This is a genomic window from Streptomyces sp. NPDC029164 (genome assembly GCF_055563995.1).
The window spans coordinates 26347-39133 of record NZ_JBVHWW010000055.1; the positions used below are offsets into that span (position 1 = coordinate 26347).

The 12787-nt window shown below is 70.7% G+C and carries 5 protein-coding genes, 1 tRNA gene and 1 rRNA gene; 1 reads left to right on the forward strand and 6 read right to left on the reverse strand.

Features of this window, described 5'->3' with window-relative positions:
• Positions 1 to 180: 180 nt before the first annotated feature.
• The 3 genes from ACZ4VT_RS34975 to ACZ4VT_RS34985 form a co-directional block, all read right to left on the reverse strand.
• A complete protein-coding gene (locus ACZ4VT_RS34975) occupies positions 181 to 2985 on the reverse strand; it encodes a DNA translocase FtsK (protein WP_467955420.1) in 2805 nt (934 codons plus the stop codon).
• A gap of 115 nt (positions 2986 to 3100) precedes the next feature.
• A complete protein-coding gene (locus tag ACZ4VT_RS34980; RefSeq protein ID WP_319729795.1) occupies positions 3101 to 3784 on the reverse strand; it encodes a response regulator in 684 nt (227 codons plus the stop codon).
• Between the two features lie 273 nt (positions 3785 to 4057).
• Positions 4058 to 9592: a HAMP domain-containing protein gene (locus tag ACZ4VT_RS34985; RefSeq protein ID WP_467955421.1), complete on the reverse strand. Its 5535-nt coding sequence runs from the start codon at positions 9590 to 9592 to the stop codon at positions 4058 to 4060.
• A gap of 166 nt (positions 9593 to 9758) precedes the next feature.
• On the opposite strand from ACZ4VT_RS34985, the gene ACZ4VT_RS34990 reads away from it, so the two are divergent.
• Positions 9759 to 12344 carry a SpoIIE family protein phosphatase gene (locus ACZ4VT_RS34990; protein ID WP_467955422.1) on the forward strand — a complete coding sequence of 862 codons (2586 nt, stop codon included), beginning with the start codon at positions 9759 to 9761 and terminating at the stop codon, positions 12342 to 12344.
• Here ACZ4VT_RS34990 and ACZ4VT_RS34995 read toward each other — a convergent pair.
• From ACZ4VT_RS34995 to rrf, 3 genes are all read right to left on the reverse strand, one after another.
• Complete coding sequence (locus ACZ4VT_RS34995) at positions 12341 to 12466, reverse strand: hypothetical protein (protein WP_467955423.1); 126 nt, start codon at positions 12464 to 12466, stop codon at positions 12341 to 12343. The genes ACZ4VT_RS34990 and ACZ4VT_RS34995 overlap by 4 nt on opposite strands.
• 147 nt (positions 12467 to 12613) lie before the next feature.
• A tRNA-Thr gene (locus ACZ4VT_RS35000) sits at positions 12614 to 12689 on the reverse strand.
• Between the two features lie 5 nt (positions 12690 to 12694).
• Positions 12695 to 12787, reverse strand: a 5S ribosomal RNA gene (gene rrf / locus ACZ4VT_RS35005); the annotation flags it as partial.

Consider the following 12787-nt stretch of genomic DNA (forward strand, 5'->3'; position numbering starts at 1 on the left):
AGTCTAGGGGGGTGACGAAAGGGTGGAGCAACCGGAGGGTGCACTTCATACGCCATACGAATGGCGAAGGGAGGTCCGCTCCGGCGTGGCGGACCGACGCCGTACGCGAGGTCGTGCGCGGTACCACTACCTCCCTTCAACTGGACGTGGGCCCAAGGGAAACGGTTGCTCGCGAATTGGTTACGGATGGGCCTCGCCGCGGATGACGGCGAGCACGTCGTCCAGCTCGTCGGCCTTCAGCAGCACGTCGCGCGCCTTCGAACCCTCGCTCGGGCCGACGATCCCCCGCGATTCCATGAGGTCCATCAGCCGCCCGGCCTTGGCGAAGCCCACCCGCAGCTTGCGCTGGAGCATCGAGGTGGAGCCGAACTGCGTGGTGACCACCAGCTCCGTCGCCTGGCACAGCAGGTCCAGGTCGTCGCCGATGTCCTCGTCGATCTCCTTCTTCTGCTTCTGTCCGACGGTGACGTCCTCCCGGAAGACGGGCGCCATCTGGTCCTTGCAGTGCTGGACGATCCCGGCGATCTCGTCCTCGGTGACGAAGGCCCCCTGGAGGCGGACCGGCTTGTTCGCCCCCATCGGCAGGAACAGCCCGTCGCCCTTGCCGATGAGCTTCTCGGCGCCCGGCTGGTCCAGGATGACCCGGCTGTCGGCGAGCGAGGAGGTGGCGAAGGCCAGCCGCGAGGGCACGTTCGCCTTGATCAGGCCGGTGACCACGTCCACCGAGGGCCGCTGGGTGGCGAGCACCAGGTGGATGCCGGCCGCGCGGGCCAGCTGGGTGATGCGGACGATCGAGTCCTCGACGTCGCGCGGGGCCACCATCATCAGGTCGGCCAGCTCGTCGACGATCACCAGCAGGTACGGGTACGGGCTGAGCTCCCGCTCGCTGCCCGGCGGCAGTTTGATCTTGCCGTCCCGGATGGCCCGGTTGAAGTCGTCGATGTGCCGGTACCCGAAGGCGGCCAGGTCGTCGTAGCGCAGGTCCATCTCGCGCACGACCCACTGCAGGGCCTCGGCGGCCCGCTTGGGGTTGGTGATGATCGGCGTGATCAGGTGCGGGATGCCCTCGTACGCCGTCAGCTCGACCCGCTTGGGGTCGACGAGCACCATCCGCACGTCCTCCGGGGTCGCCCGGACCATCACGGAGGTGATCAGGCAGTTGATGCAGGAGGACTTGCCTGAACCGGTGGCGCCGGCCACCAGCACGTGCGGCATCTTGGCGAGGTTGGCCATGACGTAGCCGCCCTCGACGTCCTTGCCGAGCGCGACCAGCATCGGGTGGTCGTCCTCGGCCGCGTCCGCGAGGCGCAGTACGTCGCCCAGGTTGACCATCTCGCGGTCGGTGTTCGGGATCTCGATGCCGACCGCCGACTTGCCCGGGATCGGGCTGATGATCCGCACGTCCGGCGAGGCGACGGCGTAGGCGATGTTCTTGGTCAGCGCGGTGATCCGCTCGACCTTGACCGCGGCGCCCAGCGTGACCTCGTACCGGGTGACCGTCGGCCCCCGGGTGAAGCCGGTGACGTCCGCGTCGACCTTGAACTCGGTGAACACGTTGCGCAGCGAGGCGACCACCGCGTCGTTGGCGGCGCTGCGGGTCTTGCCCGGCCCGCCCTTCTCCAGCAGGTCCAGCGAGGGCAGGGCGTACGTGATGTCCCCGCGCAGCTGGAGCTGCTCGGCGCGCGGCGGCAGCGCCTGGGTCTGCGGCGGGGCCTTGGTCAGGTCGGGCACCGACAGCGTCCCGGAGGCCGCGGCGGTGGTGGCGTGCGGCTGCTCGGCGGGGAGCGCGGAAGCGGCCGGGGCCTCGGGGACGGGGGGCGCCGCGGGGCGCTCCCCGCGGGCGGTCGGCACGGGCGCGGTGAGCTCCGCGCCCTCCCGCTCGGCGGTGATGCCGTGCGTGAGGTCGGCGACGAGCGGGGAGGGCGGCAGGCCGCCGTAGACCACCCCGTCCAGCGCCGCGGCGGCCGCCGCGGCCACGTCGACGGCGTCCATCTCCCGGTCCATGGCCGGCCGGGTGGAGCCCCTTCGCGGCCGGCGCCGCCGGGCGAGCGCCTCCTCCTCGGCGGCGTCCACCGGGTCGTCCGAGCCGGCGGACGCGCCCGTACGGGCCCGCCACTGCTCCGCATCGTGACGATCCCGCCGGTCCCGGCGGCCGGCGGCGCCCTCGGCCTCCCCGTACCCCTCGTCGTAGGCGTTCGGGGCGATGATCCCGAGCCGGATGCCGAGCCGGCGCAGCCGCTGCGGGATCGCGTTGACCGGGGTCGCGGTGACCACCAGCAGCCCGAAGACCGTGAGCAGCACCAGCATGGGCACGGCCAGCGGCGCGCCCATGGTGAAGATCAGCGGCTTGGAGGCGGCCCAGCCGACGAGCCCGCCCGCGTTCTGCATCGCGGTGGTGCCCTCGTCGCGGCCGGGAGCCCCGCAGGCGATGTGGACCAGGCCCAGGACCCCGATGACGAGGGCGGAGAGCCCGATGCCGATGCGGCCGTTGGCGTCGGTCTGCTCGGGATGGCGGATGAAACGTACCGCCATGACGCCGAGCAGGATCGGCACGAGCAGATCCAGTCGTCCGAAGGCGCCGGTGACCAGCATGGTCACCAGATCCCCGACCGGACCGCTCAGGTTCGACCAGGTACCGGCGGCCACGATCAGCGCGAGGGCGAGCAGCAGCAGCGCGACGCCGTCCTTGCGGTGGGCGGGGTCGAGGTTCTTGGCCCCCTGGCCGATCCCGCGGAAGACGGCGCCGACGGCGTGCGCGCAGCCCAGCCACACCGCGCGCACCAGCCGCACCACGCCCCCCGTCGGGGACGGCGCGGGCTTGGCCGCGGCCTTCTTCGCCGGGGCGCGCTTGGCGGCCGCGGCCTTCTTCGCCGGGGGCTTGCGCGCGGGAGCCGCCTTCTTGGCCGGCGCCGTCGTACGGCCGGTGCGGCCCTTCGCGGTGCCCGCGGTGCTCTGGGAACCCTTGCCGGACGTACTTGAGGCCATGGGCCCGAGGTTACCGGTGCGCGCGCCGGTGGACACGCGTGCCCACCCCTTCACCCGTTCGTGTCGTCGGCTCCGTTGATGCTTTGACGCACCGCCAGAGCCGACGCCCGCGCGGTCAGTTCTGTGACGGCAGGGCCGGAGCCCCTCCGGCGGTCCCGGGCTCCAGCGCGTCGAGCGCCCGCCGCAGCCCCGTGAGCTTGCGCTCCAGATGGGCCGCGGTCGCCACCACGCCGGCGTCGGCCGAGTCCTCGCCGAGCTGCTTGGTCAGCGCCTCGGCCTGCTCCTCGACCGCCGCGAGCCGCGCGGAGAGCTCGGCCAGCAGACCGGCCGTCTCCTTGCTGGCGTCGACGCCGTTCGAGCTGCCGCCCTCCAGCTGGAGGCGCAGCAGGGCCGCCTGCTCGCGCAGTTGGCAATTCTTCGTGTACAGCTCCACGAAGACCGAGACCTTGGCCCGCAGCACCCACGGGTCGAACGGCTTCGAGATGTAGTCGACCGCACCCGCCGCGTAGCCGCGGAACGTGTGGTGCGGACCGTGGTTGATCGCGGTGAGGAAGATGATCGGGATGTCCCGGGTCCGCTCGCGCCGCTTGATGTGCGCGGCCGTCTCGAATCCGTCCATCCCCGGCATCTGGACATCCAGCAGGATGACCGCGAAATCGTCCGTCAGCAGCGCCTTGAGCGCTTCCTCCCCCGACGACGCCCGGACCAGTGTCTGATCGAGCGCGGAGAGGATGGCCTCCAGCGCCAGCAGATTCTCCGGCCGGTCGTCGACCAGGAGGATCTTGGCCTTCTGCACCATGCCCTGTCCTCCTCGCCCCGGCATGGGGCCTCCCCGGCTCCTGGCTCCGGCCTGTGCGCCGGGCCCCGCCCCAGAGGACGGCATCCTTGCGCCGTCCGTCCTTGTGCCGGTCATCGTAGCCCCAGTCCCGAGATCGCCACACCCTGTCACCAGGATGTCACTGTGCACGAAGCAGAAACGTGGTGGGAGAGCAGAAGGTTCCCCGTTTACCGGGCTCCCACACCGCTCCGGCCACAGTGAGTCAGCAATTGGAAGGCATCGCTCTCCCTGCGATCACTTGCCCCGCATCCACTGTTCCATCACCGACAGAAGGTAGTCGGGGTCGACCGGCTTGGTGACATAGTCGGAAGCGCCGGAGTCGATCGCCTTCTCCCGGTCGCCCTTCATCGCCTTCGCCGTCAGCGCGATGATCGGCAGACCCGCGAACTGCGGCATCCGCCGGATCGCCGAGGTCGTGGCGTATCCGTCCATCTCGGGCATCATGATGTCCATCAGTACGACCGTCACATCGTCGTGCTGTTCCAGGACTTCGATGCCCTCCCGCCCGTTCTCCGCGTACAGCACGGCCAGTCCGTGCTGCTCCAGCACGCTGGTGAGCGCGAAGACGTTGCGTACGTCGTCGTCCACGATGAGCACCTTCTCCCCGTGGAAGTCGTACGTCCGGGGCACCACCGGGAGTTCGTCCTCCGCGCCGCCCCAGCCGTCCTCGGCCGCCACCGCGTTCGGCTGCCCGGGCACCGCCGTACGCGGCTCCAGGTCGCTCAGCGCCTTGCGCCGCCGCCGGAACAGCGCGGCCCCGCCGTTCTGCCCCGGCCCGCCCGGCTCGCCGGCCGACAGCGCGGGCCGCGCCGACTGGGGCGGCCCCGACGGTACGGCCGCGGGCCCGGCCGGGGCCGAAGGCAGCACCGGCCGCGCCCCGTCCAGGGACCTGCGGTACAGCTCGCCGCGGCCACCGCCGGGCGTGGGCGGCGCGTACCCCTGCGGCGGCAGCTCGCTCGGGTGCAGCGGCAGGTACAGCGTGAAGGTGGACCCGCGGCCGGGCTCGCTCGCCGCGTGGATCTCCCCGCCGAGCAGCCGGGCGATCTCCCGGCTGATGGACAGGCCCAGTCCGGTCCCGCCGTACTTGCGGCTCGTCGTCCCGTCCGCCTGCTTGAACGCCTCGAAGATCACCAGCATCTTGCTCGCCGCGATCCCGATCCCGGTGTCGGTGACCGAGAAGGCGATCAGGTCCGCGTCCGCCTCCCGCAGCGAACCGGCCTCCAGCAGCTGCTCCCGGATCGCCGTCGGCACATCGGCCCCGGCCGGCCGGATCACCAGCTCCACCGCCCCGCTGTCGGTGAACTTCACCGCGTTCGACAGCAGGTTGCGCAGCACCTGGAGGAGCCGCTGCTCGTCGGTGTGCAGGGTGGCGGGCAGCTCCGGCGAGACCCGGACCGAGAAGTCCAGGCCCTTCTCCGCCGTCAGCGGCCGGAACGTCGCCTCCACGTAGTCCACCAGCTGGACCAGCGCGATCCGGGTCGGCGAGACGTCCATCTTCCCGGCCTCGACCTTCGACAGGTCGAGGATGTCGTTGATCAGCTGCAGCAGGTCCGAACCCGCCCCGTGGATGGTCTCGGCGAACTCCACCTGCTTCGGCGACAGGTTCTCGTCCGCGTTGTCGGCGAGCAGCTTGGCCAGGATCAGCAGCGAGTTCAGCGGGGTCCGCAGCTCGTGCGACATGTTCGCCAGGAACTCGGACTTGTAGCGCATCGAGACCGCGAGCTGCTCGGCGCGCTCCTCCAGGACCTGCCGGGCCTCCTCGATCTCGGTGTTCTTCACCTCGATGTCCCGGTTCTGCTGGGCCAGCAGCTCGGCCTTCTCCTCCAGCTCCGCGTTCGCGGCCTGCAGGGCCTTCTGCCGGTTCTCCAGCTCGTCCGAGCGCTCACGGAGCTGCTCGGTCATCTCCTGCGACTGCTTCAGCAGCATCTCCGTCTTGGAGTTGACGCTGATGGTGTTGACGCTCGTACCGATCATCTCGGCGATCTGGCTGAGGAAGTCCTTCTGGATCTGCGTGAACGGCGTGAAGGAGGCCAGCTCGATGACACCGAGCACCTTCCCCTCGAAGAGCACCGGCAGCACGATCACATGCGCCGGCGGCGCCTCGCCCAGCCCCGAGGAGATCTTCAGGTAGCCGGGCGGGGTGTTCTCGACGAGGATCGTCCGCTTCTCCTCGGCAACGGTCCCGATCAGCCCTTCCCCCGGCCGGAAGGAGATGGGCATCTGGCCGCCCGCGTACGCGTAACTCCCGCGCATCCGCAGCTCGTACGAGCCGTCCGCGCCCCCCTCCGTCCCGATCTCGGTGGTGCCGCCGGCCGGCAGCGCCAGGAAGAACGCGCCGTGCTGCGCGGAGACCACCGGGGTCAGCTCGCTCATGATCAGCGAGGCCACGTCGTCGAGCTCCCGGCGGCCCTGCATCAGGGCGGAGATCCGGGCGAGGTTGCCCTTGAGCCAGTCCTGCTCCTTGTTGGCCAGGGTGGTGTCGCGCAGGTTGACGATCATCGTGTTGATGTTGTCCTGGAGGACCTGGATCTCGCCCGCCGCGTCCACGTCGACCTTCAGGCTCAGGTCGCCGCGGGTCACCGCGGTGGCCACGGCCGCGATCGCGCGCACCTGCCGGGTGAGGTTCCCGGCCATCTCGTTCACGGACTCCGTCAGGTCCCGCCAGGTGCCGTCCACGTCCCGGACGCGGGCCTGACCGCCCAGGATTCCCTCGGTGCCCACCTCGCGGGCCACCCGCGTCACCTGGTCGGCGAACGAGGACAGCTGGTCCACCATCGTGTTGATGGTGGTCTTGAGCTCCAGGATCTCGCCCCGGGCGTCGATGTCGATCTTCTTGGTCATGTCGCCCTTGGCGATGGCGGTCGTGACCATGGCGATCTGCCGCACCTGACCGGTGAGGTTGGAGGCCATGAAGTTCACCGAGTCGGTGAGATCCTTCCACGTCCCCGAGACCCCGGGCACGTGCGCCTGACCGCCCAGGCGGCCCTCCGTGCCCACCTCGCGGGCCACCCGCGTCACCTCGTCGGCGAACGAGGACAGGGTCTTCACCATCGTGTTGACCGTGTCGGCGAGCTGCGCGACCTCGCCGCGCGCCTCGACCGTGACCTTCTTCGTCAGGTCACCGTTGGCGACCGCCGCCGAGACCTGCGCGATCCCGCGCACCTGGGCCGTCAGGTTCCCGGCCATGGTGTTGACGTTGTCGCTGAGGTCCTTCCAGATGCCGGTGACACCGCGCACCCGTGCCTGACCGCCCAGGATTCCCTCGGTACCCACCTCACGGGCGACCCGCGTCACCTGCTCCGCGAAAGACGACAGCTGGTCCACCATCGTGTTGACGGTGGTGACGAGTTCGAGGATCTCGCCCTTCGCGTCCACGGTGATCTTCTTGGAGAGGTCGCCCATCGCGACCGCCGTGGTCACCTCGGCGATGTTGCGCACCTGCGACGTCAGGTTGTTCGCCATGAAGTTGACGGACTGCGTGAGGTCCTTCCAGGTACCGGAGACCCCCTTCACCTCCGCCTGACCGCCGAGGATGCCCTCCGTGCCCACCTCACGGGCCACCCGCGTCACCTGCTCGGCGAAGTTCGAGAGCTGGTCGACCATCGTGTTGAGGGTGTTCTTCAGCTCCAGGATCTCGCCCCGGGCGTCCACGTCGATCTTCTGCGACAGGTCACCGCGCGCCACCGCAGTGGCCACCTGCGCGATGTTGCGCACCTGCGAGGTCAGGTTCCCGGCCATGCCGTTCACCGAATCCGTCAGGTCACGCCATACGCCCGCCACCCCGGGCACCTGCGCCTGGCCGCCGAGGCGGCCCTCCGTACCCACGTCCCGGGCCACCCGGGTCACCTGCTCCGCGAAGGCGGAGAGCTGGTCCACCATCGTGTTGATGGTGTTCTTCAGCTCCAGGATCTCGCCCCGGGCGTCCACGTCGATCTTCTGCGACAGGTCGCCCCGCGCCACCGCCGTCGTCACCTGGGCGATCTGGCGCACCTGCGACGTCAGGTTTCCGGCCATGAAGTTGACGGAGTCGGTGAGCTCCTTCCAGGTGCCGGACACCCCCTCCACGCGGGCCTGACCGCCGAGCCGGCCCTCCGTACCCACGTCCCGCGCCATCCGCGTGACCTGGTCGGCGAACGAGGACAGCTGGTCCACCATCGTGTTCACGGTGTTCTTCAGCTGGAGCATCTCGCCCGAGACGTCCACGGTGACCTTCTGCGACAGGTCGCCGTTGGCCACCGCCGTCGTCACCTGCGCGATGTTGCGGACCTGACCGGTGAGGTTGCGGAAGGCGGTGTTCACCGAATCGGTGAGGTCCTTCCACGTCCCCGCGGCCCCCGGCACCTGCGCCTGACCGCCCAGCTCACCCTCGACACCGACCTCACGGGCCACGCGCGTCACTTCCGCACCGAAGGACTGGAGCTGGTCCACCATCGTGTTGACGGTGTTCTTCAGCTCCAGCATCTCGCCGGCCACATCGACGGTGACCTTCTGCGACAGGTCGCCGTTGGCCACCGCCGTCGTCACCGTCGCGATGTCCCGCACCTGCGTGGTGAGATTGCGGAAGACCGTGTTCACCGAATCGGTGAGGTCCTTCCACGTCCCCGCGGCCCCCGGCACCTGCGCCTGGCCACCGAGTGTTCCCTTGGCACCGACCTCGCTGGCCACGCGCGTGACCTCGTCCGCGAAGGTCCGCAGGGTCTCGGTCATCTGATTGATCGTTTCGGCCAGCTGCGCCACCTCGCCGCGCGCGCTGACCCGCACCTTCTGCGACAGGTCGCCGTTCGCGACCGCCGTCGTCACCTGCGCGATCCCGCGCACCTGGGCCGTCAGGTTGCCGGCCATGGTGTTGACCGAGTCCGTCAGGTCCTTCCACACGCCCGCGACCCCGGGCACCTTCGCCTGGCCGCCCAGCTCGCCCTCCGTACCCACCTCGCGGGCGACACGGGTCACCTCGGAGGAGAAGGACGACAGCTGGTCCACCATCGTGTTCACGGTGTTCTTCAGCTGGAGCATCTCGCCGGCCACGTGCACCGTGACCTTGCGCGACAGATCACCCTTGGCGACCGCCGTCGTGACGAGAGCGATATCACGCACCTGAGCGGTGAGGCGGTACGCCATGGTGTTGACGGAATCGGTCAGGTCCTTCCAGGAACCGGACATACCGCGCACCTGGGCCTGACCGCCGAGCTTGCCCTCGGTGCCCACCTCCAGCGCCACCCGCGTCACCTCGTCGGTGAACGCGGACAGCTGGTCGACCAGGTTGTTGACCGTGCGCCCGACCTTCAGGAACTCGCCGCGCAGCGGATGCCCCACCCCGTCGGCGGCCTGCGTCCGCAGGTCCATCCGCTGGTCCAGATCACCCTCGGCCACCGCCGACAGCACCCGGCCCACCTCGGACACCGGCCGGGCCAGGTCGTCCACCAACTGGTTCGAGGCGTCGATCGCGGCCGCCCAGGAACCCTCACAGGCACCCGTTTCCAGCCGTTCGCTGAGCTTGCCCTCGCGGCCCACCATCCGCCGCACCCGGGACAGCTCCCCGGTCAGGTGGAGATTGCGGTCGGCGACCTCGTTGTAGACGGCGGCGATCTCCGCCATCACGCCCTCGCCGGACACCGTCAGCCGCTTGCGGAAGTTCCCGTCCCGCATCGACACCAGGGCCGTGAGCAGCCGGTTCAGAGCGGCGGTATCGACCTCCGTCGTGCCACCGCGCCGGGGACGTCCGCCCTTCGGCCGCGTTCCCGTACGCCGCACCGCTGCGCCAGACTCCACCGTGTCCCTCCCGAAAGGGTCGACCGCTGTTCCGCCGGGCTTCGAGTGCTGCTGCCCGGCTCTTCAAGCCTGCCCAGTGTTTCACCCTGGCCGAACCCGGCCATAACACTTCGGCACCATCGCACACCCGCCGTACCCTGCGGGTGGATTCCCGGACGACGGCACCATGCCGACCGCGAAGGTAAGTAACCTGGCAACCGATGTCCAACCGCGTCGAAGGAGATTCGTGATCACGGCACGGGCGGCTGCCAGCTTCGACCCCCTCGGGCGCTCGGTCGCCGCCGCTCGCGCGTTCGTCCGCGACACCCTGCAGGGCTGGGGTTTCGCGGACATCGTCGACGACGCGGTGGTGCTCACCAGCGAGCTCGTCACCAATGCCGTGGTCCACGCCGGAACCCGGGCCGAGGTCCTGTGCCTGCGCACCGAGGGCGGCGTACGCGTCGAGGTCGCCGACCGCTACCCGGAGCGCGACCTCCCGCTCCGGCACCCCGACGAGCGCCCGTACGCCGACGCCGACAGCGAGAACGGCCGCGGGCTGATGCTCTGCGCCGCCCTCGCCACCCGCTGGGGCGTCGAGTACACGGCCACCCACAAGCACGTGTGGTTCCGCCTGGACCTGCCAGACCGGCCGGTCGGTACCCGCTCCGCCGGACCCGTCGTCCCCGACCGCATGCTCCCCCTCGCCGACAGCCGGGTCCGCGTCGCCGTCCTCCAGATCGACGCGGCGGACACCATCTCCGCCTGGAACGAGGACGCCGAGCACATCTTCGGCTATCCCGCCGAGAAGGCCCTCGGCCGCCCCCTCGCCGAGCTCGCCGCCTGGCCGCAGACCCCCGGCACCGGAACCGGCATCGCCGAGGCCCTGCGCCTGTCCCGCTGGGAGGGCAGCTACGGGGTCCGCGGCTCGGACGGCCGCGTCATCCCCGTCTACGCCTCCCACCTGCGCGTCCGCGACGCCCACGGCGAACCGTCCACCGTCTGCCTCCTCGTCCACGACGACGAGCGCGCGCTGCTCCAGACCCCGGTACGGGTGCCCGCCACCGACAGCGGCCACTTCACCGAGCCGCGCCCCGCGGACCCCTTCGAGGTCTTCATCGGCTCCCCGGCCCCCGACGACCTCGACGGCCTCCTCCAGCGCACCGTCGAACGCGCCCGCGACCTCCTCGACGCCGACGCCGCCTTCCTGCTGCTCGCCACCGACGACGAGACCGAGCTGGAGGTCCGCGCCACCACCGGCCTGCCCTCCACCCGCCAGCGCTTCGCCCGCGTCCCCGTCGAGGCCGGCACCAACCGCTACGGCTCCGCCCGCATGCCCGCCGTCCACGACGACCTCACCGCGGTCCCCGGAGCCGTCCCGCTCCTGGAGTCCACCGGCATGCGCTCCGCGGTCACCGTCCCCCTCAAGGTGGAGGGCCGGCTCACCGGCTCCCTCGGCGTCGCCGCCGAAACCCCCGGCCGGTACTCCAACGAAGAGGCACTCCACCTCCAGTTCGCCGCCGACCGCATCGCCCTCGCCGTCGAGTCCGCCCGCCTCGGCGAGCTGGAACGGCTGCGCCGCGGCTCCCTCTCCTTCCTCGTCGAGGCCTCCGACCTGCTGGCCGGCACCCTCGACCGGGACCAGACGCTGGCGCTCATGGCCCAGATGACCGTCCCGACCCTCGCCACCTGGTGCGCCGTCTACACGATCGCCGACCAGTCCTCCGACCCGTACCTCTCCTACGTCCTCCACGAGGACGAGGAGCGCATCGACGGCCTCAAGGCCCTCCTCTCCCGGGTCAGCCCGCCCGACCCCGTCCGCGAGGCCGGCGCCCGCCCCTGGACCGAGGCGACCCTCGCGGTCGGCGGGGAGACGGTGGTCCTGCCCCTCCTCGCCCGCAACCGCGTGATCGGCATGCTCACCCTCGGCAAGCCGCGCGAGGAGCACTTCCGCCAGGAGATCCTCGAACTCGCCGAGGACCTCTCCCGCCGGGCCGCACTCGCCCTCGACAACGCCCGCCTCTACTCCGAGCGCACCGCGATCAGCCGCTCCCTCCAGCGCAGCCTGCTGCCGCCCGGCTCCCCCGCCATCCCCGGCATGGAGGTCGAGGTCATCTACCGCGCCGCCGGCGAGGGCAACGAGGTGGGCGGCGACTTCTACGACGTCTTCCCGATCCGCGACGGCGCGTACGGCTTCGCCATCGGAGACGTCTGCGGCACGGGTCCCGAGGCGGCCGCCGTCACCGGCCTCGCCCGGCACGCGCTGCGGCTGCTGGCCCGCGAGGGCCTCGGCGGACCGGCCGTCCTCGAACGCCTCAACGCGGCCATCCTCGACGAGGGCGCCCGCAGCCGCTTCCTCACCCTCCTCTACGGAGAGCTCCACCCCCAGCCCGACGGCGGCGCCCTGATGAAGGTCGTCTGCGCGGGCCACCCGCTCCCGCTCCGCCTGCGCCCGAACGGCCAGGTCGACGCGGCCGCGGATCCGCAGCCCCTGCTGGGCGTGATCGAGGACCTGGACCTCTACGAGCAGACCCTCACCCTCGACCCCGGCGACGTCCTGCTCTGCGTCACCGACGGCGTGACCGAGCGCCGCGAGGGAACCCGCATGCTCGGCGACGACGGCCTCGCCGAGGTCCTGACCACCTGTACGGGCCTCACCGCGGGCGCGGTCGCCTCGCGCGTCCTTCGCGCCGTGGAACGCTTCGCGGCCGAGCCGGCCTCGGACGACATGGCCATCCTGGCCTTCCGCGTCCCGGAACAGCGTTCGGGCGACTAGTTCACGACGGGGCCGGGATTCGGCGGGCCGGCCCGGGACGCCGAGGAGCACACGGAGACGCCGCCGGCGCCCAGGGCGGTCACGAGGACGAGGGCGAAGCGTCGGATCCTTGCGATGGTCATGAGACGGGTCCTTCCGCGACTCAGGAGATCGGGCTGTCCCCTCCATTGCGCCCCGCACGGGCTCCCGGGTCACGGTACGGAAAGTCGGGACTTGACAACACCGGAAACGCAAAAAGGCCCCCGCCAAATGGCGGGGGCCTTCTTTGTTGGAGCCCTTTAACGGAATCGAACCGTTGACCTTCTCCTTACCATGGAGACGCTCTACCGACTGAGCTAAAAGGGCGGGTTGTTCGGCGGCGTCCTACTCTCCCACAGGGTCCCCCCTGCAGTACCATCGGCGCTGAAAGGCTTAGCTTCCGGGTTCGGAATGTAACCGGGCGT